The sequence below is a fragment of the Helicobacter apodemus genome, assembly GCF_000765745.2.
Classification (GTDB): Bacteria; Campylobacterota; Campylobacteria; order Campylobacterales; family Helicobacteraceae; genus Helicobacter_D; species Helicobacter_D apodemus.
In genome coordinates this window covers 34435-55981 of record NZ_JRPC02000011.1, presented here as the reverse complement: position 1 = coordinate 55981, position 21547 = coordinate 34435, and the positions used below count along the sequence as shown (strand labels likewise).

Sequence of the window (21547 nt, the reverse complement as noted above, 5' to 3'; positions counted from 1 at the left end):
CACCTTCACCCTAACATTCCTCCTCTCCCTCACAAATCCTAAGAAACTCTTGATAATATTTCCAAGACTTTACAATATCAGGTCTTACTTCCTTAATATGCATTAACTCCTCATCCAAAATAGCCTTTAGATTTTCTTTTACTTTTGTATTATCTCTCAAATATTCCAAAACATCCTTTTCTTTTAGCATCATCTCCTCTGTCCTATCAAGCTCTTCTTTAATAGCCTCACAAAAGTCTTTTAAATACTCTTTTGTAGCACTATAAAATTCTTTATCATTTTCTAAAATTTCTAAATGTTCTTTACTCACATAAACCCCCATATCATTACACAAATCATTTTGGATAATTTGGGGCAAAATATTAATAACATTTTTATCATTTTGTAGGCGATTAAGGGTTAAAACCACACTATTTTTTTCATCAATTAAAAAATTTTCCTTATTTTCTTGATCTTTTTTAAATAAATTTGGAATATCTGCTTTGTTTGCATATAATCTTAAGGGGAGCAAATACCTAATATATCCTCTAAATTCTTTCATCTTAAAAATCATCTTACTTTCTTCGCTTGGTGGATTAAATCCAAATTTATGAGCTAAATTAGTCATAGTTTCAAATGCTCTTTGTTGGCTTATCTCACTCATATCAATATAATAAATGTTACGAGTATTAAAATATTTTATCAATGCACTATAAATAAAACAAAAACGTTTCATATATCTAAAGTCATCATCATACATACTTCTCTTGCTTGGTTTCAAAAAATCTGAGTAATTATGCCAATTATGAGTCAAATTAAATTTGGTTCTATTTCTTTTATTTGCAGCAAAGAAGCCTCTAGCATCTCTCCCATAAACATGCTTAATCAATCCTATTGGATCTCTTATAGTAAAGACGATAGGTAAATTTTGATTAAATAATGATAAATATTTATCATAATCTTTTGTATAGACAAATTCAGAAATACTAATTACTTGAGCCTCTCCATTGTTGATAGGTCTATAGTTATTACAATATTTTCCTTTCCCATCTAATTCAATCCTAGGCAAGATACACGAAACCCCACAACATCTAATGAGGTACCTATAAAAAGCGGTAGCCCCAGCACCATGTGGTGTAATCCACAAAAATGTAGCGGGCAATGGCAAATTCAAATCCCAAGCAAGGGAAGCAGGAATACTCTCATAACTTAAGTTTGCATAAGGCTTTAAATTCTCTTGTATATTATCTCCTTGTTGCTTACTTAGCTCTTCTTTACTCTCCTTATCCTCTCTTTGAGATTTTACTTCTATGCTTTCTTTCTTATATAATCTCTTAGGATTAAGTAAAGGGGGATAAGGATGATTAGTCTTTATATATTGTTCTTTAAATTCTTTAGATTCTAACCATTCTAAAATAATTTGAGAATGGTTTAAAAGAAAATCTAAATGTTTAGAAAATAACACTTCAAAGTTAATAGCCCTAGCCTTTGCAATAATAAGTTCTAATCTTTCTAAAGGATAAGGATTAGTTTGTAAATCTTTGATGAGTATTTCTAATTTTTTAAGCGGAATAGTATTAAAGATAGAAGCATAAGTTTCTAAAAAAGCTTTTTGTTTTTGAAAGATTTTATAGTCTTCTTTGGCTTTTTTAAGATTAGTGTAGAGTTTTAAATATCCTCCCTTATACCAAGTTTTATTAGCTAAGATAAAAGCTTCTCCTAATTTATAAGAAAGATGATTTTTAAGTTTTATAACCTCTAAAGCAGGATAGGAAGAAAGCGGAGGATTTTTAAGTTGTGGGAATACCTCAAGGGCTTGGTTGTAGAATCTTGTATTAGTTTTATGTCTTTGCTTTATTTTATAAAGGCAAATTAATAAAGATATTTCCCCCCCCCCCCTCTTATAAAGTTATAGAGGTTAAGGAAAGGATTATTGCTATTCTTTAGCATTAAGTGTTGCTTTCTTTGTTTATCGTAATCTATAAGTTTAGAACCTAATTGGTATGCTAAATGGTTTTTTATTCTAAAGGAAAGGTTAAAAGAATTAAGGGGGGAATCTTTATAGGGATTGGGGCTGTTTGGATTAAAGTTAGGGTTAGAGTGAGACATTCAAGGATTCCTTATTGTTAAGATGTTTATTAATTTTGTTATTCATCATTAATGTTTTCTTTAATTGCTTTAGTTTATTTTAGCTTCATTGCTTTCTTTGAATAAAGATTCTCTTTTAGAAGATAAAAGTCAATTAATCTTAAACATAAACTATAAAAATAAAGAAATTATTATAGCAGATAATGGGGGGGGGATTAGGTAATATTAGCATCAGCACAAATCCTAAGAAACTCTTGATAATATTTCCAAAAGTTTCTTAGGATTTGTGAGGAGGTGGATTAAATCCTGATTACATAAAGATAAATAGAGTGAATGGCGTAATAAAGTCTCCTTGATTTTAATCAATATTAAAAAAAAATATATTATGATTAGGGCTTTAGTATGTTGTGCAAGGAGTGTAAGTGGGATTTGCGGATTTTTTTAAAAATTTTACGAAAGATGAAAGAGCTACTCCCCAAGAAGCCCCTAGTCATTGGGTGAAATGTCCTAGTTGTAATGCACTCACCTATTATAAGGAGGTAGTATTGCAATTCCATACTTGCCCAAAGTGTAATTTCCATATGAGAATTAGCCTTGATGATAGAATCGCTTTGCTTTGTGATGAAGGTAGCTTTATCGAATATGATAAAGAATTATCCCCTAATGATCCTTTGAAATTTGTTGATAAAAAAAGCTATAAAAAACGGATTGAGGAATACCAAAAAAAATGTGGGCGACCCAGTTCTATTGTTAGCGGTGAGTGCAAAATTGAAGGAATAGAAGTTGAATTAGTTTTGTTTGATTTTAACTTTATGGGGGGATCTTTAGCCTCTGTAGAGGGTGAAAAGATCGTGCGTGCTATTAATCGTGCTATTGCTAAAAAATTCCCTTTAATTATCATAAGTGCAAGTGGTGGAGCTAGAATGCAAGAATCTACCTATTCTTTAATGCAAATGGCAAAGACTTCTACAGCCCTTAATGCTTTAAGTGCAGAGAGATTGCCTTTTATCTCTATACTTAGTGATCCTACAATGGGGGGTGTTAGTGCTTCTTTTGCCTTTTTGGGTGATATTATTATGGCAGAGCCTGGAGCAATGATAGGATTTGCTGGTGCTAGAGTGATTAAGCAGACTATTGGGGAGGATTTACCGCCAAGATTCCAAACCGCGGAGTTTTTGTTAGAACACGGATTGATTGATATGATAGTACAACGCAAAGAGATGAAAAGCACCCTTGCACAGCTTTTAGAATATTTTAAAGTGAATCCTTGATTAAGGTAATAGTTTATTATATTGCAAAAGATGCTCTAAGCAATCATCTTTGTGAAGAGTATAAACGTCTAGTCTCTTATTTTAGAGTCAAAATGGAATTTGTGAATATGTTTTGCAAAAACATTAAGGATGGTCAAAAAAATAATGGAATAGAAGCAAAAAGGGCTTATACACAAGCATTTCTTAAAGTTTTTAAAGAAACTTCTTATAAGGTTGCACTCACTCCAGAGGGGAGAAGCCTAGATACCTTTGGGTTTGCTGAAATATTAAAAGATAAGGCAGAGATTGTATTTTTTATTGGAGGGGCTTATGGATTAGAACAGGGGTTTTTACACGAGTGTGATTTATGCGTTTCTTTATCATCATTAACTTTTAGTCATAGTATAGCAAGAATTGTATTGAGTGAACAAATTTATCGGGGTTTTTGTTTGTTAAACAATCATCCTTATCATAAGTGAAAGGGAGAGTTATGCATCAGGATAAGTTAGAGGGTTTTAAAAAGGTTTTGTTGGCTAAGAAGAATGCGATTTTGGAGCATAATGCTCAACACCAAAGCAATGTCGAACAAATGCGTAATATAAAAGGAGATGAAGCGGATTATGCAACAATGAGTGCAGAAAATACTTTAGAGAAGTCAATTTTTCAAAAGCATCGTCAAGAATTAGAATATATTGAGATAGCTTTAGAAAAAATAGAAAATGGAGTGTATGGGATTTGTGAAATGTGTAATGAACATATAGCACTTGGGAGATTAAAAGCAAAACCCCACGCAAAATATTGTATAGTATGCCGAGAAATTATTGAAAAAGATCTAAAGGATAAAGTATGAAATGGAAATATTATTTAGGAGCTTTGCTAGTCTTTGTTGTGCTTTTGGGATTGTATGTTTATTCTTTAAGTGGAGAGAGATATACTTATCATATACCTTTTAGTCCATATACTATTACATTACCTTTAGCAATTTGGTTTGTTATTCCTGTTTTATTGTTTTTTATCATTATTGTGTGTTTGCGTCTTGGTGGTATATATCGGATGTGGAGAAGAGAAAATAAATATAAAAATGATTATAAGCTTTTATTAGAACAAATTGAAAATCAACTCTTAGATAAGAAAGTATCCCTTAAGCAACCAAGTATGGATTGCTATAAAAGGCTTTCTATTTTACTTGATAATCTTACTTTTGGTGTTAAAGAGGGAGTGTTAGCAAAAAGTGGTGAGAGCAGATTAGATGAGCTTTTAGAGATTTTAGGAGATTTAAAGAAAGGAAAAGATGTGAATCTTAAACGTTTCTCGCTCCCTAATAATTCCTCTTTTATGCGTCAAAATACTTTTAATCAAATTGAAAATGATGAAAAATTTGCTTTAGAGGTTTTAAAAAAATCGCATTTTGACAATGAATATAAGCAAGCAGCGTTTAAGAAGATTCTTGATAAAGGTGCTACTAAGGATATTAAGCATTTTCTTAGTGAAGTAAAGATGAATAAAGATTTAGCCGATACAATGCTTGGAATGTGCTATGCTAAAAAAATCCAACTTAATAATGAAGAAATTGCTAAACTTTGCAAGGAAGTAGAATATACCAAAGAAGACTATTTGCATTTAGCACAAAAAATCAAAAAATGCTATGAGCCGGGTTTATGGGTTAGTTTATTTGAAAACTTAGCAAATGAGGATGAGAAAGCTGAAATGGCGTATTTTTATGTTTTATTAGATTTAGAAATGCTTGATGAAGCTAAAGAGCGATTAAATACTTATCCCCAAAATGAGTTTTTAAAGATTCGTGCCTATTTGGATTTAAAAAGCGTTGGCAAAAAATATCCCTTAGAACTCTTTTTGTTGGATTAGGAGAGATTGTGAAGCTTTGTGTTGCTCTTGATTTAGCAAGTGCAAAAGAAAATCTTGATTTATTAGAACTTTTAAGGGATTATGGGATTTGGGTTAAAGTTGGATTACGAAGCTTTATACGCGATGGACAAGCATTTTTGCATGCTATTAAAGCCATTAATCCTGCCTTTAAGATTTTTTTGGATTTGAAGCTTTATGATATTCCTAATACAATGGGTGATAGCATTGATGAAATCGCTAAGCTTGACGTTGATATGGTTACTCTACACGCTAGTAGTGGTAGAGGGGGTATGCGTGAAGTTATGGAACGTTTAAAAGTTATTGAAAATCCTCCTTTGGTTATGGCAGTTAGTGCTTTAACAAGCTTTGATGAAGAATCATTTTTTGAAATCTATCATAGGGATATTCCCTCCCAAGTCTTAGAGTTTGCAAAAATAGCTTCTAGCGTTGGAGTAAATGGCATAGTGTGTTCTTGTCTAGAATCTTTACAGATTAAACAAACCTTTAGTCGGGATTTTTTGACCTTAACACCAGCTATAAGACCTTTTGGTGAGGGAAGTGGAGATCAAAAGAGGATAGCGAATTTGCAAGATGCCAAAGAAGCAATGAGTGATTTTATTGTCGTAGGACGCCCAATTTATAAGGCGGCAAATCCACAAGAAGTTGTTAAGAAAATTTTAGAGACTATGGAATTATCTTGTTAGAAGTTTTAACACAAGATTCAAGCTTTACACTCTTTAATCAATATTTTGGTGAGCATTATCATAATCTCCGCGATGGTGCTTTAAAAGAAACAATGCATAAGCATATTTACCCAAGTTTTGCTTATGCTTTCTATAAAGATTCTTTAAAGGTTTTAGATATTTGTTTTGGATTAGGTTATAACACACTTGCCTTGATAAGCTATACAAGAGATAGGGGATATAAGGGTGTTTGGGAGATTCACTCTCCAGAGATAGATAAAACACTCCTTGCATCACTTAATGCTTATAACTACCCTAAGAATCTAGATAAGCATATTTTAAACAAACTCATCACAGAACAATATTATGAGGAGAAAAAACTTAAGGTTTATCTGCATTTAGGAGAAGCTAGAGAGACTTTAACGCATTTAAAAGGAAGCTTTGATATTGTCTTTCAAGATGCCTTTAGCCCTAAAAAGAATAAAATGCTTTGGACTTATGAGTATTTTAAAAAGCTTTTTGAAATGACTTCAGGGGATTGTATTATTACGACTTATTCGCAAAATTCTTCTATGCTCTATAGTGCTTATTTAGCGGGTTTTATACCTTATTTGTTAAAGCAAAAAGAGGTGCGGGATTCTGTTATTTTTACCAAAGTGGCTAATCCTTGTTTGGAAATTGAAAATGTTTCAAAAATTATAGCTATAGATATTCCCCATAAAATTGCTTTAAATAAGTGTTTAAAAGCCTTATATGATGAAAAATAATATATATTTAAATCTTAATTCCACAAACAAGAGCAGGATACTTAGCTTTTATCAACAAAGTTTTACTAAATGCAGATTTCAGGATTTCAATCCATAAACAAAAAAGTTTAGTTCAAAGGTAGAATATGCGTTTCTTGGTGAGTATTTTAGTGATCTTGCAAATTTCTTTAGCGGATTCTTTTGCTACAGCCAAGACTACTTTAATCCAGTTTTTACAAGATAATCCCCATTACCAAAGGGATTTTTATTGTAACACCCCTTTTAGGTGGGTGAAAAATAGCTTCCAGATTATTCCTAGCCCCTCTTATACCCCTAGAAACAGATACACTAAAGAGGGTAAAATCAACTTAAGGGCTAGACAAATAGAGCTAGAACATATAATGCCAGCACATACCTTTGGCAAACATTTAGCTTGTTGGAAAAGAGGAGGTAGGAGGGAATGTGCCAATGATTCTTTATTTAAGAAAATGGAGGGAGATTTGCAAAATATCGTTCCTACTATTGGTGAGATAAATGCCGATAGGGGGAATCTTCCCTTTAGAGAAGCCCCTAGAAGATGGCTTTTAAATCAATATGGACAATGTAAAGTTTATGCAAATTTCAAAGATAAAGAATTTTATCCAGCAAATTATTCTAAGGGTTGGATTGCTAGGAGTTATTTGTATATGGAAAAAACTTATAAAATAAGGCTCTCTAAAACAGAGCGTCAATTAATGCAGAGGTGGGACAAGATGTATCCTATGGATAAAAAAGAGCGGGATTTTAGGAATTTTTTAAGAGTGCAAAAAATGCAAAAACTTATGAGGTTTTAACGAGGTTTTTATGGTGGAGATGGATATAAAGCTGTAAAACCTCTAAACTAGCAGGTGTGATACCGCTAATTTCACTAGCTTCAAAAAGACTTTTTGGGGTGAATTTCTTGAGTTTTTCTATAATTTCTAGGCTAAGACTTGGGATTTCATAGTTAAAATTATCCGGAATTTGAATGCTTAACATTTTATCCATATTATCAATAAGCATTTGTTGCTTTTGGATATAGCTTGCGTATTTTGCTTCTATTAGAATTTGCTCTAAAGCACGGAGTGAAAAGGATTTAAAAGGCGTTGGAATGAGTGTAGAAATTTGTAGGAGTTTAGATAAATCAAAACTCCTGCGGCTAAAAATAATTTGCCAAGTTGTTTTATCGCTAATTTTTTCTTCTTTTAAGGATTGTAGGAGATTTAGAATTTCTAGTGTTGGGGTTATAGAAGTCTCCCTAAGCCATTTTAACCCCTCTTGTATGCATTGCTTATCTTTAAGTAATCTTTGATATTCTATCTGTGGCATTAAGCCTAATTTATAGGCTAATTCCCCAAGTCTAAAAATCGCATTATCTTCACGCAACAAGAGGCGATATTCTGCACGGGAACTAAACATTCTATAAGGTTCTTTTGTCCCTTTGGTAACTAAATCATCAATCATAACTCCCAAATAAGCTTCATTGCGTTTAAGGATAATAGGTTCTTTACCCTTAGCACTTAAGGCAGCATTGATACCAGCTAGGATTCCTTGAGCGGCTGCTTCTTCATAGCCAGTTGTTCCATTAATCTGCCCTGCACAATAGAGATTTTTTATTTTTTTTGTTTCTAGTGTATGTTTTAGCTCTGTGGGATTAATATAATCATATTCAATAGCATAACCATAACGCACAATTTCTGCATTTTCTAAACCTTCAATACTATGAATAATTGCTTCTTGAACATCAAAGGGTAGAGAGGTTGTTAAGCCATTAATATAATATTCATTAGCCTCTAATGTTTGGGGTTCTAAGAATAGCTGATGTCTCTCTTTATCGCTAAAGCGATAAACTTTATCTTCAATGCTTGGGCAATATCTTGGACCCACACCTTCAATTTGCCCTGTAAAAAGAGGGGTGCGATGAAAATTATCGCGAATGATTTGGTGGGTTTTAGCATTAGTGTAGGTTACATAGCAGGGTAGTTGGGTTGGGGCAAATGTTTGCTCCCCTAATTCTTTAGTGGTTTCTTGACTAAAATAAGGGGCTGGGGTATCGCCATAATGTTTTTCTAAACATTCAAAGTTAATGCTACTCCCTTTAATTCTCGCACAAGTTCCTGTTTTTAAACGCCCTATTTCAAGCCCTAAAGATTCTAAACATTTGCCAAGTTCCATAGCAGGAGGCTCTCCAGAACGTCCATTACTAGAAGTATTCTCCCCAATATGAATTTTACCCCTTAAAAATGTCCCTGTAGTTAAAATCACTTTTTTTGCCCGATAGATTTTGCCAATATTGGTTTTTACACCCTTAATGGCGTCTTTTTCTATAATAAGGGATTCTACGATTTGCTGGGAAACTTCTAGGTTTGGTGTTTGGTAACATAAATCTCTTGCTAAGATTTTATACCTATCCATATCAATTTGAGCTCTTGTCCCACGCACGGCTGGACCTTTTGAGGCATTAAGAGTGCGGAATTGAATCCCTGTTTTATCGGTGATATATCCCATAACTCCACCAAGTGCATCTACTTCTTTAACAAGATGCCCTTTACCAAGTCCGCCAACAGCAGGATTGCAACTTGCAGCACCAATTTGCTCTACTAAAATGGTTAATAAAAGTGTTTTACAACCCATTTTAGCCGCTATGATAGAGGCTTCAATACCAGCATGACCGCCCCCAATAACTAAAACATCATAATCCATTTCTAACCTTTAGGGAAATTTTGTGGAATTATAGCTAAGTTCTTTGTAATTCCTCATCATCCCCCTTAAGGGGCAAAATTCTTTTAAGATTCTAATCTATCTATCCTCTCTAGAAGTTAGACTAAGATTTTCTGTCTTGACCCTCTGAAATTTCTCATTTTTATTATCATAGACCCAATTCATACCCACACTTGTCCCAAGAAAGCTATTATCCTTACTTGTAATTTCTGCTTGCATGTATCTTGGTATAATCCAAACTTTCATTAATACAACATAGACAATGAGGCTTACAAAAAAACCTACTAAAAAAGCATAGCTCGTAAAATAAATGGCTAAACCCCCTCCAATTAACCAGCTTAAAAGACCTGCAAAATTAAAGCCTTTATAAAAGACAAACTGCCCATCATAGCGGTATAGATGAGGGACATTTACTTTTCTTTTGCGGATAATGTAATAATCTGCGATGATGATTCCTGCTATACCAGAGAGGACTGCACCATAGTAGCCAAGGAAAACAAAGAGATTATCTAAGATGAGCCAAGGCATAATGATAGTCCCAACGATACCTGCAAACACAACAGCGGTGAAATAATGAATCTTAGGTGCTCCAGCATTAACAAAGGCTAAAGCCGCAGGGATAAGGTTTGCAGGGGCATTAGTAGACCATTGAGAGAAAATCACCATAACAAGTAAAACAATCATTGTAAGCCCTGTGCCATTAGCCTGTATAACTTCTATAGGATTCCAAAGTCCTGCTGCTAAAAAAGAAATACCTCCAATAACACCTATCCAAGCCTGTGTAGCTGGAAGTGCTATAAGTTGTGCTATAAAGACATTTTTGTTTCTTTTAAAAAAGTTTTTTGCACCACTTTGGGTTTTTAAAAACGCGTGAGATTAGGAATATCTATGGCTAAAGCAGACCAAAAGGACATATTTGCAAAGAAAAAGACAAAGAGATTAATATTTTCGCTACCTGCAAAAGTCCAGATATTAACGCCCTTAATCTGTGCTAGCTCTTCTAATGTGAAATACATCCAAATCGTTACGGCAATAATACAAGGTGCTGCCACTGAAGTAATAACCTCCACGGCCCTAATCCCCATACCTGTGCTAACTATTTGAATAAAGGCAAAAAGCACATACCATATAAACCAATTATCAAAACCTAGTAGATATTCGGAGATTCCATTTAAGGCTAATGCCCCCAAATAGGTTTGAATCCCAAACCATATCGATGCTCCAATACCTCTTGCAATGGAAGGGAAATGTGTGCCTCTTATCCCAAAGGGGGCTCGTAAATACACCGCAAAAGAAAGCCCGTGTTCTACACCAATATCTGCTACAAGGGTCATAATAATAGCAATAGCCACATTGGCAATGAAAATTATGCCCAAAACTTCAAAAAGCGACATAGACTTAATGCCTGTCTCTCCTAGCGAAAAAGTAGCGATAATAACTGCCATACTTATCCACATCCAAATAAAACCTATAAATCCTATTGTTCTTTGGTTATTCCATACCGGCAATATAGCCTCTTCTAAGAGATGATTTTTTTCTTGCATACTTTGCCTTTTAAATTAAATGTATAAATTTACCTTATTATAAATGATATTGCTTAAAAACCTTTTTTTATGCCTATAAATTTATATAATATTCAAGTGATTTGAGTTTAACATATCATCTTTTAGGCTGTAATAATTTTGTTATTTTTTCTTTTGTTTTTTCTATAAAGTAACACAGGTTATAATTCTTATGTGAAACCTCATTTATTTGGGTAATTAAGAGTGTAACATAAATCACATTACAAGGGGATATTTAGAGCTAGTGCATCATAAAATAGTAATCTTAAGAACTTGTAATTTTACGATAAGATATTCTTAATCAACAAAAGTCTTTTTTTAAAAAAATAATAGTAAAATTTTACAAAGTTAAATCTATACAAGAAAAGGAAGATTATGAAGTTTAGCACCAAAGCCATATCTGTAGCTGAAGAGCCTAATTTAAGTGGTAAAACCTCAAGTGATGTTATAAGCTCTATCCATCTAGCAAGCACCTTTGCAAAACCAGATTTTGAAAATACTATTAGGGGATTTGGATATTCTCGATTAACCAATCCTACAAGGGAAGTTGTAGAGAGTAAATTAGCCGCCTTAGAGAATGCAAAATACGCCATTTGTTATGCAAGCGGTCAAGCGGCTGAATGTGTGAGTTTGCTAAGTTTTTTAAAATCTGATGATGAGATTCTTTGCTTTGATGATATTTATGGAGGGACAAGACGACTTTTAAGCAAAGTGTTTAACCATTTTAATATCAAGGTAAAATACCTTGATATGACAAAGCTAGAAAATATTCAATCTGCTATTACGAATAAGACTAAAATAATTTGGTTAGAATCCCCAACAAATCCACTTTTGCAGCTTTGCGATATAAAAGCTATTTGTAATATGGCTAAGAAGCATAATATTTTAAGTGTGGTAGATAATACTTTTGCTACACCTTATTTACAAAAACCCCTAGATTTAGGTGCCGATGTTGTTGTGCATAGTATGACGAAATATATTAATGGGCATAGTGATAGTGTTGGAGGGGCTGTTGTTTTAAATGATGATTCTTTGTACGAGAAATTGCGTTTTGTTTCTAATTCTACGGGTATGATTCTTGCTCCTTTTGATTCTTATTTACACGCTAGGGGATTAAAAACTTTAGCATTAAGAATGGAGAGGCATTGTAGTAATGCTTTAGAAATCGCACGATTTTTAGAATCTCATAATAAGATAGAAAAGGTGATTTATCCAGGACTCCCCTCACATCCCCAACACGAACTTGCAAAAGAGCAAATGAATGGTTTATTTGGCGGTGTTGTGAGTGTTTATTTAAAAGCAGAATATCAACAAGTGCAAGTTTTTGCTAAAAACCTTAAACATTTTATTTTAGCGGAGAGTTTAGGTGGTGCAGAAAGCCTCTTTGGCTGCCCTTATTATATGAGTCATGGAAGTGTGGATGAGGTGGTTAAAAAAGAGCTAAATATTACTAAGAATCTACTCCGATTGTCGATTGGGTTAGAAGATGTAGAGGACCTAAAAGAAGCATTAAGTAATGCTTTGGATAAAATATAGGAGGAGGATAATTAAGGAATAGGATTTTGGTTTTTAGATTGCTTGTTGGCAATTAGTATGGGGGAATTGATTAATAAATTTTTTTATTTATGAAGGTTTTTGTGAAGATTCTATAATTATCGTTATTTATTTAGAGGATATGTAGGAATCTTTTGGGTAATTATACAGAAGATTTAAAAAAGGATATTTATGAAAATAATCTATATAGCAAATTTAAGGACTTTGTATGCTGTTGCTTTAGTGGCTCTGATAGGGATAGTAGGCTTTATAGGTTGCAGCAATTCACAAGAGTTGCAATCACAAAATACTATTAAGGTTAAAGTAGGAAGTGAAGGGGCTTATAAGCCTTATAGTTATGTGGATAAAGAGGGTAAGGTTACAGGATATGATGTTGAGGTATTAAGAATATTAGAAAAAATAGATCCTACTTTATCTTTTGAGTTTAATTATGCTCCTTGGAGTGCTTTATTTTTAGGATTAGATTCTGCTAGATTTGATGTTTTGGCTAATCAAATTGTTAAAACTCCAGAGAGAGAAGAGCGGTATTTATTTAATAATCAAAGTTATTTTGTTTCAACTTCGCAGTTTATTACTAGGGCAGATGAGGAGAGCATTAATTCCATGGAGGATTTTAAGGGTAAAATTGCTGGTTGTGTGGTTGGATCGGCACATACAAAAATTTTAGAAGAATGGAATAAAACCAATGGAAATGTTTTGGAGATAAGATATTATAAGGATTTGAGTCCTCTTTTGCAAGATTTAGTCAATAAACGCATTGATGTGCATTTAAATGATCCTACAAGTATTGTAGATATTATTAAAGAGCAGAATTTGAAATTGAAAATTTTAGATGGTAGAGTTAAGGAAAGTAATGTTTATTTTATTTTTAGAAATGAAGAGGGTTCTAGGAAAATTATAGAAAAAATTGATGCTGCCTTAGAGAAAGCTAAAGAAACAGGAGAGCTTCGTGATCTTTCTATTGAGTTTTTTGGCATTAATCAAAGTCAATAATGCAACTTTTTGATTTTGAATATGCCTTAAGTGCTATTCCTGCTATTGCTAAGGGTGTGCCTCTATCTCTTGCCATAGCGGTTGTGGGGTTTGTTATAGGCTCTATTTTTGGATTAGTGTTAGCCTTATGTAGGATTTATAAAATCCTTTTTTTCTATCAAGTAGCTACATTGTATATTTCATTTTTTCGTGGGATTCCGGTATTAGTGCAAATTTTTTTAGCTTACTATGGTATCCCTTTAGTGTTAAGATATTTTAATCAAAAATATGGCTTAAATATTGATATTTCAAATATTAGTGCTATTTATTTTATGTATCTTGTGTATTCTTTATATTGTGCTGCTTATTTAAGTGAGATATTTCGTAGTGCAATTTTAAGTATTGATAAGGGACAATTAGAGGCAAGTTATAGTATAGGTTTAAGCACTCTTCAAGCTTTGTATTTAATTATCTTACCCCAAGGTTTATTAGTGGCTTTGCCAAATATTTTAAATTTCTTTATTTTACTCATTAAAGAAACTTCTTTAGTTTTTGCGGCTTCTGTTCCAGAGATTATGGGTGTTGCTACACTTGAAGCAGATAGAAGTTCAAAATTCTTAGAAGTCTATATTATTGCTGCTTTATTTTATTGGGGAATTAGCAGTATTTTAGAGAAAGTTTTTGGAATCTTAGAGAAAAAGATTGCAAGATATAAAAAGATTGTAGGCGCTAAATGATAGAAATTATGCATTTAAAGAAAAGTTTTCAAACACAGAGGGTTTTAGAGGATATTTGTTTAAAAATTGAAAAAAACAAAGTTTATGCCCTACTTGGTCCAAGTGGAAGTGGTAAAAGCACTTTGCTTAGGTGTATTAATTTGCTTGAGATGCCAGATAGCGGAATGATGAAAATGCAGGATTTAGTTATTGATTTTACAAAGATTTATAAAGGAGATTTACAAAGAATTCGTAAAAAAGTTGGGATGGTTTTTCAAAATTATAATTTATTTGCAAATAAAACCGCTTTAGAAAACATTACGCAATCTCTTATTAGTGTGCATAAGTATAGTAAAGCCGAAGCCAATAAAATAGGCTTTAAGTATTTAGATATGGTAGGATTAAGGGAGAGGGCGGAGTATTATCCAAGTATGTTAAGTGGAGGGCAGCAGCAACGAATAGGGATTGCTAGAGCCTTAGCTTTTAATCCCGAGATATTGCTTTTTGATGAGCCTACTAGTTCCTTAGATCCAGAGCTTGTTGAAGAGGTTTTAAATGTTATAAAGATGATTAAGGATAAGACGATGATTCTTGTAACACACGAGCTAAATTTTGCTAGAAAGATTGCTAATGAAGTGATATTTATGAGTGAGGGAAAAATATTAGAGCAATCCCCTCCAGAGAGCTTTTTTAATGCACCTAAAACGCATAGAGCAAAACTATTTTTACAGAAATTTAATAATGCTATATGAATTTTAATTTAAGCTCTTTAGAAAAGAAAACACAAAGCCCAATGATGATAATACCTAAACCTAGTATTTTTTGTAATGTAATAGGTTTGACGACTAGCCCAAAAGCTCCTATATTATCCAAAATAACACTCATTAAAAGCTGTCCTACAAGAGCTAGTAAAAACATATTAATTAACCCAATTTTAGGGGCAAGTAAAATAGTCCCAAAGACAAAAAATGCCCCCAAGATGCCCCCTAAGAGTTTCCATAAATTTTGTATAGAGAGTGTTTTAAGGGCAAAGAGATTCAAAGAGCCTTGCAAATAAGCAATAATTAGAAGACAAATAGAGCCTATAATAAATGAGGTTAGTGCAGCATTAATAGGAGAGTTTCCTAGAGCCTTAGCTAAAGAGGCATTAATAGGGGCTTGCATAGCAATAGCTATCCCCATACAAAAGGCGATAATATAATAGAGCATAGACTTCCTTTTAAACAATAAGTAAGAAAATTATAGCAAAGTCATTAAGCAAGTTGCGTTACTAGCATAAATCTCTAAGATTAGGAGGTAATTTTAAAAGGAAGTTAAAGATTTACTCAAAGCTAAGGGGGTTTGCAAAATCTAACTTTTATGGCTTGTAATCTTTTTGTATATAAAGGGTTTGTGCTATAAACTTCAATGTGATAGGGTGTTTCATTAGAAAGTTTATGATTTATTCAAGGTATTAAATAGCTAATCCCTACCCAAAGAATTTTAAAACCTTAAACATTAATTAAAGTTTTGTTGATTATTATCTAAAATTTATTTAAGCTATTGTAAAGCAAAGGGGAGGATATGGAGTTTAGAATCTTAAAAGCACAAAATACCCAAATATCTCAAAAGCGGAGACAACAAGCTTTAAAGGGATTTTAAAAAAATATGCAAAATCCAGAGTTTCCTTGTATTTTTGCACTTAAAGCCTATAAACTTCAAGGCATCTTATTTTTGTTTGTCCCTATTTGTCAGCCCAAAACATTCATAAAAGGTATGATGGAATACACAGAATTTGTAAAAATTACTCCCATTGATAAAAGACTTTATAATCCTTTGGTGATATTTTTTCAAAACTCTTTTACTAGCCTTTTTAAAGAGCAAATTTTTGCGTGGCAACAACTTCAATGTTTGCATAATAACGATACCAAAAAATGGCTAGAGCATATCCCTACAAATCCAAGTGATTCTGCGTGGAGTTTCTGCTTTAATGCAGTGGAATTGTTTTTTAATATAAGCTGCCCTCATCATCAAATTTTTAAAAATAGGAATTTAGGGGACTTTATTACATTTATAGTAAATCCTAGAGAAAATTTTGATTATGTAGCTAAGGGGGATAAAAAGCAAACATTTTCACAATGCCCTTTAAAAATCTTTAAAAGGAACTCTAATGCTTGAAGTTTTGTTTGCCTATATCTTAGCGGTTTTTTTGCTTATCGCTACTCCTGGTCCTGTGGTTGCACTTGTTTTACGCAATGCTTCATTTTATGGGTTTAAAGTAGCACTTTTTACAAGTATAGGCACAAATTTCGCTTCGCTAATTTTAATAGTCCTTGCTATTGCTGTGATTTTGGGCGTCTTTCAAGTTTCCCCTTTTGTGTTATCTCTACTTAGCCTTTTAGGTTGTGTATTTATCTTTTATCTGGGCTTTATCTCCCTTTATCAAACTTTTAAAAGTTATCAAGATGAATCTATTGATAATTCCAATGCACAACTACCAAAGCCTAATAATGCTAAAAAAACTTTTATTGCTAGCTTTTTAGAGGGTTTTGGCATCGCTATTAGTAATCCTAAGGATATTATATTTTTTATAGCATTCTTTCCACAATTTATTCACATAAGCCCTTCTATTACTCTAAGCTTAAGCTTATTGGTTGCAATATGGATTCTCCTTGATTTTAGTATCCTTATGAGTTATGCCATTCTTATGCAAAAGGTTATTTTCTTGCGGTATAAGAATGGTATTGGGATTGTTAGTGATAGTATTTTGATGTTAGTTGGGATATTTGGAGGTTATTATTTGTTGCGAGGCTTATATGAATCCTATTCTTTATAAGTGTAAGAAAAAATGCTTGATTTTTATAGATTAAGCTAGTTAGGGTTAATCTTTTATTTGAACAGCTCTCCTTAAGTATTAAGAGTATTCATAAATTACCTTTGTTATTGGCTTTAATACTAAGGATTCTAAGCTTCTTTAAACTATTAAATAGCTACAATCATAACTTCATTAATTTAAAAAATTTATCAATAAGGAATTTTATGCAAACACTTCTTATTTTTGCCCATACTTTTTGGGAGGATTCTAAGGTCAATAAAGCCCTTTTAGAGGCTGCAAAATCTCTTGATAATCTCACAATCCATAATCTTAGCACAACCTATAAAGATAACAACATTAATGTAGAATCTGAAATTACACTTTTACAAAAGGCTGATAAAATCATTTTTCAATTTCCGCTTTTTTGGTTTAGCACACCCTCACTTATGAAAGAATGGGAAGATAGAGTGCTAACCGCTATTCTCTATAGCTCTAATCCTAAATTATTACAAGATAAAACTTTTAGCATTATTACCACAGCACACGGGGAAGAGTCAAGCTATGATGGTCATCATGGTTATGGTATTAATACACTTCTCTCTCCCATTAATCATACTTTTGCTTATTTGGGTGCTAAGATAGAAGAAGCCTTTTGTATTTTTAGTGCTAATGCGGATAATCTCCCTTTATCGGAATACCTTACCAAACTAAAGGCTTAAAATTACCCAAAGATTCTCTAAGAATCTTTAGAAAGTCTAATTATTATATTCTTACCCCTTTTTTAATACAAAAACTCTTGCAATCCTTAAAGACTTATTAACTTTTATGAGAGATTTTGCAACTCTCCTTTTAGTAGCCCAACTAATGTCCGCACAATAAGCCATATAAATACTAGTGTTGTAAAGATTAATAGGCTTGTTGAAAAAAATGAAAATATTGTTTCAATATTAAGCAAGGGAGAAGTTAAGAGAGCAAAAGATTTTGGGAATTCTAAAATTTCTGTATTAATCCTTATGTTTGCGATACATATTGCCGCTAAAGGGAAGCTAATCGCCCACCAAGAGATTCTAAAAGGGCAACATTTTTTGATTTGGATAATTTGCGGCAATAAGGCAAAGAAAAGAAACAAACCAATTAAAAAGAGGATATAGGGTGTAGAATCCATTGCAAGAAATCCTAAAGAATTCTCTCCTAATGTAAGTGCTTGCATAGAAATAAAAACCATATATGCTCCAACACCAGCACCAAAAGGCGCAAGTAAAATAACTAAAGTAGGCATTAACTTATCAGGAAGCTTGGCAAAAAATACAATGCGTGCAAAGATAAGCGTGCAAAGCAAAATTGTAAAAGCAAAGCCCACTGCTAGGCAAAATATTGATATTAAAAACCCAACATCAGGCATTACATCAAATTGTGAAAAAAGCGGCAATGCAAGCGGTAAATCAAGTAATCCTACAACAGGGATAATCCAAGCAGGAGTTATATCAGATAATTCAAATTTGTGGCAAATCCAAAATTGAACAATATGCACACTAAAGATGAGCATTGATATTGCACCCATTATCCATATTATAAAGCTTATTATTTCAGGAACTTCAAGTCTTTGCAAAGTGAAGGGCAAAAACAATAGAGTGATACAAATAGTAGCAAAAAATGGACGCGTTATAGGAGAGAGAAACTCTTGTTTGCAACTTTCAAAACTTGTAATGAGCTTTATGGTATAAGCAATACTTAACATAATAAAAACAACAATGGCTAGAAGCGCAAAAATAAGCGAAAGCCTATCCGCAAAAGAAGGAGAGATAATAAAAGAGGATTGGGGAATATAGGTTAAATTATGTTGAGAATCTGTGGAATAAAGTAAGCTAAAATTTGACATTGCATACCACGCTACACTCATTGCACTTAACCCCATACACGCACCAAAAAAGCTTACAGGTAGAGAGCTTAACTTTTTATTTGGAGCTTCTTGCATTGGTTGGTCTTGTGGCATTGATATTCCTTTGATTAAACTTTAATATTGTTGTTGATTTGTATTATAAAATACAGATTATTAAGAGATAGTAAAAAATAAACCTGCCTTTAAACCTTTGCATAAATTAAGGAATCTTAGACTTTAGTCTTTGCCATAATATAACTTATTTAACTCTATTAACGAAATTATAGGCTCAAAGAATGGAGTAAATAATAACCCCCAAATACTCCAACAAATATTAAAATAATATTACTCATAAGCCCAATAATATTTTGGTATTTGAAAAAAATAGCTTTTTGTGTGAGTAAAACATAGCCAACAAGAATACCAACATCAAGGATGACCCATATAGTTACTAAAATGCTTAAGCTTAGAGTAATAGAATTAGTTATATGAATGAATTGTGGGAAAAACGCTACTAGGAATATAATATCTTTAGGGTTGCCAATAGCAAGTCCAAATCCTTCTAAAAAGCTAGAAGTTAAGGTTTTTTTTACATTTTTTTCATTGAGTGGTGTAGGAATCTTAGAGGATAATTGGTTTTTATAACTTTTAAAGGTGTGATAAAGGGAGCTAGCCCCTAAATAAAAGATAAATACACAGCCTAAAAGGCTAAGTAGGGATAATATAAGAGGAGAAACTTTTAATATACCTAAAATTATGGCAATAGCGGTTATTAGTAAGATTAAGGAAGCAAGATTTACCCCTATACTTGTAAAAAATCCTGTTTTAAATCCATAAAGTGAAGCATTGCGTATAATGAGTGCAATCACAGGACCTGGAGTTATGATGAGTAAGAAAACCGCTAGGGTATAAGTAAGTAAAAGCTCAATCATCAACATTCCTTGAAAAGGTGCTTAAAGGATATTGTAAAAACCTTGGGAAATTTGTTCCATTTTTGCTTTAAATGCTTTATAATAATCTATAAAGAAGCCATTTTAGGCTTTTATAAATTTTTAGAATATTTGTAGCACCTAAAAATTTCTATTCCATATTTGAACTTAGAAAATATGGAAAGATATAAAATTGCAGAAAATAAAAGCAATATTATTACATTGGTATTTTCAAAGGCAATCTCTACGAATTCCTTAATTGCAATCTATTTATAACGTTACATTCCAAGCATTCCATTAAAGTCATTTTCAATATTAAGTATATCCAGTGCTCCTGCAATCTGTCCGCGATGATGGGTTGCGTGGTTTAAAAGTGCTAAGATAAAGAATCCGCGAGGCTTTTTAAACTCTACACCAGGAAAGGTAAGTGTATCCACACTTTTAAAATCCTCAATAGATTCTATAAGCGTAATAATCTTGCTATCTACTTGACTTCGCAATCTCCCAAATGCCTCTATATCTTCATAAATTGCACTTTGCAATCTATGATCTGGATTAAGAGTTTGCAAAATTGCCTCCACTTCCTCTAAGGCTTTGGAAGAAAATGCTCTAAATCTTCCTAACATAATACCTATATCACTACAGAGAATATGCTCTGCTGTTTGCATTATACTGCCATAATATAATCCACAATCCCTATAAAGTAATTCTTTTGAAGCTTTTTTAAAAATTGCAATCATATTGGTATTAGCAAACTGATTGTATTGTGCTTGAAGTAATAAAGCCTCTTTCATTATATCTCCTTTAAATCTTAAAATGTGAATAGGGAATTTCAACCTTGTAATTTTATAGAACTTGGTATTAAAAAGCAAGTAAGATATTTTTTATCATATAGTATTATTTTTGATACTATTATGGTATATAGGGATATACTTATGTTATAATTTTTGAAAATTTTAGAATATCAAGAATGAGTAAGGAGGCAAAAATGAATGTATATATTTCATCTTGTCCAATCGAGACGACTTTAAATCTCATTGGCAATAAATGGAAAATCATCATTGTGCGGGATTTGCTTAATGGAACGAAGCGATTTGGCGAGCTTAAAAAATCTGTAAGTGTAACAAAAAATCAAAATATCTCTCAAAAAGTGCTTACACAAAACCTCCGAGAGCTAGAAGAGGCAAAGATTATAAAGCGTAAAATCTATGCAGAAGTGCCTCCACGTGTGGAATATAGCCTTACGACCTTAGGAAAAAGCCTAGATGTGGTGTTACACTCCTTAGAAACTTGGGGAGAACATTATAAAAGGAAGTATTGAAAAGAGCAATTTTCAATACAATATTATGAAAGCTGTATATACGCTAAATCCGTTAGATTAAACCTAATATAAAATAGGGCAATTAAAATATAATTTTAATAATTTTATACATTGTTTATATACTCTTTTAAAGAACCTAAAGATTTTTGTAGATTTTTAAAATCACTCAATCTCAACTCCAACTCATTAATCTTTTCCTTTAAATCACTAATCTCCTTTCTTAAGTTTTCATTTTCTAATGCAATGCTATTAGAGTTTATTAAATTATCATATTTGTGAGATTTAATTAAAGCAATCATCAATGCTGTAACATATCTAGGAAATTTATTCCTATTATTACCCCAATTATTTATAGAGTTATAAGGTAAATTAATAAAACGAGCAAAATCTTTTTTGGTTTTAAAACCAGCTTCATTAATTAAAAGCATAAAATTTTCTTTTGTTAATTTCATTTTGGATAAAAACCTCT

The 21547-nt window shown here is 32.4% G+C and carries 25 protein-coding genes; 16 read left to right on the top strand and 9 right to left on the bottom strand.

Annotation, left to right across the window (positions count from 1 at the left end; genetic code table 11):
• Positions 1 to 10: 10 nt before the first annotated feature.
• Positions 11 to 1444: a DUF2972 domain-containing protein gene (locus LS72_RS05295; protein ID WP_138155149.1), complete on the bottom strand. Its 1434-nt coding sequence runs from the start codon at positions 1442 to 1444 to the stop codon at positions 11 to 13.
• A 1045-nt stretch (positions 1445 to 2489) separates the two neighbouring features.
• Here LS72_RS05295 and accD point away from each other — a divergent pair.
• From accD to LS72_RS05260, 7 genes are all read left to right on the top strand, one after another.
• A complete protein-coding gene (accD, locus tag LS72_RS05290) occupies positions 2490 to 3338 on the top strand; it encodes an acetyl-CoA carboxylase, carboxyltransferase subunit beta (protein ID WP_034552646.1) in 849 nt (282 codons plus the stop codon).
• Positions 3335 to 3796 (top strand): 23S rRNA (pseudouridine(1915)-N(3))-methyltransferase RlmH, encoded by a 462-nt coding sequence (locus tag LS72_RS05285; RefSeq protein ID WP_034552644.1) that lies wholly within the window; start codon positions 3335 to 3337, stop codon positions 3794 to 3796. The genes accD and LS72_RS05285 overlap by 4 nt, the downstream gene beginning before the upstream one ends.
• Positions 3797 to 3807: 11 nt before the next feature.
• Positions 3808 to 4167 (top strand): RNA polymerase-binding protein DksA, encoded by a 360-nt coding sequence (gene dksA / locus LS72_RS05280; protein ID WP_034552642.1) that lies wholly within the window; start codon positions 3808 to 3810, stop codon positions 4165 to 4167.
• Entirely contained in the window at positions 4164 to 5183 is a 1020-nt protein-coding gene (locus LS72_RS05275) for a hypothetical protein (protein WP_034552640.1), read from the top strand. The genes dksA and LS72_RS05275 overlap by 4 nt, the downstream gene beginning before the upstream one ends.
• An 8-nt stretch (positions 5184 to 5191) precedes the next feature.
• Positions 5192 to 5887: an orotidine-5'-phosphate decarboxylase gene (gene pyrF / locus LS72_RS05270; RefSeq protein WP_034552638.1), complete on the top strand. Its 696-nt coding sequence runs from the start codon at positions 5192 to 5194 to the stop codon at positions 5885 to 5887.
• A complete protein-coding gene (locus LS72_RS05265; protein WP_034552635.1) occupies positions 5881 to 6633 on the top strand; it encodes an MnmC family methyltransferase in 753 nt (250 codons plus the stop codon). The genes pyrF and LS72_RS05265 overlap by 7 nt, the downstream gene beginning before the upstream one ends.
• Positions 6634 to 6770: 137 nt before the next feature.
• Positions 6771 to 7445 (top strand): endonuclease, encoded by a 675-nt coding sequence (locus LS72_RS05260; protein ID WP_238700718.1) that lies wholly within the window; start codon positions 6771 to 6773, stop codon positions 7443 to 7445.
• On the opposite strand, the gene mnmG is transcribed toward LS72_RS05260, so the two are convergent.
• Together mnmG and LS72_RS11580 are read right to left on the bottom strand one after the other, a co-directional pair.
• Positions 7432 to 9333: a tRNA uridine-5-carboxymethylaminomethyl(34) synthesis enzyme MnmG gene (gene mnmG, locus LS72_RS05255; RefSeq protein ID WP_034552630.1), complete on the bottom strand. Its 1902-nt coding sequence runs from the start codon at positions 9331 to 9333 to the stop codon at positions 7432 to 7434. The two genes, LS72_RS05260 and mnmG, sit on opposite strands and share 14 nt — an antisense overlap.
• Before the next feature lie 96 nt (positions 9334 to 9429).
• Complete coding sequence (locus LS72_RS11580; RefSeq protein ID WP_269149282.1) at positions 9430 to 10113, bottom strand: cytosine permease; 684 nt, start codon at positions 10111 to 10113, stop codon at positions 9430 to 9432.
• Between LS72_RS11580 and LS72_RS11575 the strand changes: the two genes are divergently transcribed.
• Positions 10046 to 10225, top strand: coding sequence for a hypothetical protein (locus tag LS72_RS11575; RefSeq protein ID WP_269149280.1), 180 nt, complete (start codon positions 10046 to 10048; stop codon positions 10223 to 10225). The two genes, LS72_RS11580 and LS72_RS11575, sit on opposite strands and share 68 nt — an antisense overlap.
• On the opposite strand, the gene LS72_RS11570 is transcribed toward LS72_RS11575, so the two are convergent.
• Positions 10212 to 10895: a cytosine permease gene (locus tag LS72_RS11570; RefSeq protein ID WP_202978617.1), complete on the bottom strand. Its 684-nt coding sequence runs from the start codon at positions 10893 to 10895 to the stop codon at positions 10212 to 10214. The two genes, LS72_RS11575 and LS72_RS11570, sit on opposite strands and share 14 nt — an antisense overlap.
• Before the next feature lie 393 nt (positions 10896 to 11288).
• Between LS72_RS11570 and LS72_RS05245 the strand changes: the two genes are divergently transcribed.
• From LS72_RS05245 to LS72_RS05230, 4 genes are all read left to right on the top strand, one after another.
• On the top strand, positions 11289 to 12449 hold the full coding sequence (locus tag LS72_RS05245) for a trans-sulfuration enzyme family protein (RefSeq protein WP_034552627.1): 1161 nt from the start codon (positions 11289 to 11291) through the stop codon (positions 12447 to 12449).
• 189 nt (positions 12450 to 12638) lie between these two features.
• A complete protein-coding gene (locus LS72_RS05240) occupies positions 12639 to 13460 on the top strand; it encodes a transporter substrate-binding domain-containing protein (protein ID WP_052087214.1) in 822 nt (273 codons plus the stop codon).
• Positions 13460 to 14176, top strand: coding sequence for an amino acid ABC transporter permease (locus tag LS72_RS05235; RefSeq protein WP_034552625.1), 717 nt, complete (start codon positions 13460 to 13462; stop codon positions 14174 to 14176). Before LS72_RS05240 ends, LS72_RS05235 begins: the two co-directional genes overlap by 1 nt.
• Positions 14173 to 14907: an amino acid ABC transporter ATP-binding protein gene (locus LS72_RS05230; protein WP_034552622.1), complete on the top strand. Its 735-nt coding sequence runs from the start codon at positions 14173 to 14175 to the stop codon at positions 14905 to 14907. Before LS72_RS05235 ends, LS72_RS05230 begins: the two co-directional genes overlap by 4 nt.
• Here LS72_RS05230 and LS72_RS05225 read toward each other — a convergent pair.
• Complete coding sequence (locus LS72_RS05225) at positions 14900 to 15364, bottom strand: DMT family transporter (RefSeq protein ID WP_034552619.1); 465 nt, start codon at positions 15362 to 15364, stop codon at positions 14900 to 14902. The genes LS72_RS05230 and LS72_RS05225 overlap by 8 nt on opposite strands.
• Positions 15365 to 15802: 438 nt before the next feature.
• On the opposite strand from LS72_RS05225, the gene LS72_RS05220 reads away from it, so the two are divergent.
• The 3 genes from LS72_RS05220 to LS72_RS05210 all read left to right on the top strand — a co-directional run bounded on the left by LS72_RS05220 (position 15803) and on the right by LS72_RS05210 (position 17668).
• Positions 15803 to 16312, top strand: coding sequence for a YqcI/YcgG family protein (locus LS72_RS05220; protein WP_052087213.1), 510 nt, complete (start codon positions 15803 to 15805; stop codon positions 16310 to 16312).
• Positions 16305 to 16970, top strand: a complete 666-nt coding sequence (locus tag LS72_RS05215; protein ID WP_034552617.1) for a LysE family translocator — start codon at positions 16305 to 16307, stop codon at positions 16968 to 16970. The genes LS72_RS05220 and LS72_RS05215 overlap by 8 nt, the downstream gene beginning before the upstream one ends.
• Positions 16971 to 17173: 203 nt before the next feature.
• The gene (locus LS72_RS05210) at positions 17174 to 17668 is read left to right on the top strand and encodes an NAD(P)H-dependent oxidoreductase (protein ID WP_034552615.1); all 495 of its coding nucleotides are present in this window, start codon (positions 17174 to 17176) and stop codon (positions 17666 to 17668) included.
• Between the two features lie 104 nt (positions 17669 to 17772).
• Here the strand turns inward: LS72_RS05210 and LS72_RS05205 are convergent, their stop codons facing one another.
• From LS72_RS05205 to LS72_RS05195, 3 genes are all read right to left on the bottom strand, one after another.
• Positions 17773 to 18942 carry an SLAC1 family transporter gene (locus LS72_RS05205; protein WP_034552611.1) on the bottom strand — a complete coding sequence of 390 codons (1170 nt, stop codon included), beginning with the start codon at positions 18940 to 18942 and terminating at the stop codon, positions 17773 to 17775.
• A 167-nt stretch (positions 18943 to 19109) separates the two neighbouring features.
• Positions 19110 to 19760 (bottom strand): LysE family translocator, encoded by a 651-nt coding sequence (locus tag LS72_RS05200; protein ID WP_052087212.1) that lies wholly within the window; start codon positions 19758 to 19760, stop codon positions 19110 to 19112.
• A gap of 275 nt (positions 19761 to 20035) precedes the next feature.
• Positions 20036 to 20551, bottom strand: coding sequence for a DinB family protein (locus tag LS72_RS05195; RefSeq protein ID WP_034552606.1), 516 nt, complete (start codon positions 20549 to 20551; stop codon positions 20036 to 20038).
• 194 nt (positions 20552 to 20745) lie between these two features.
• Between LS72_RS05195 and rrpB the strand changes: the two genes are divergently transcribed.
• Positions 20746 to 21078: a MarR family transcription factor RrpB gene (gene rrpB / locus LS72_RS05190; protein ID WP_034552604.1), complete on the top strand. Its 333-nt coding sequence runs from the start codon at positions 20746 to 20748 to the stop codon at positions 21076 to 21078.
• Between the two features lie 104 nt (positions 21079 to 21182).
• Here rrpB and LS72_RS05185 read toward each other — a convergent pair whose 3' ends face one another.
• Positions 21183 to 21530 (bottom strand): hypothetical protein, encoded by a 348-nt coding sequence (locus LS72_RS05185; protein ID WP_034552602.1) that lies wholly within the window; start codon positions 21528 to 21530, stop codon positions 21183 to 21185.
• Between the last annotated feature and the right edge of the window lie 17 nt (positions 21531 to 21547).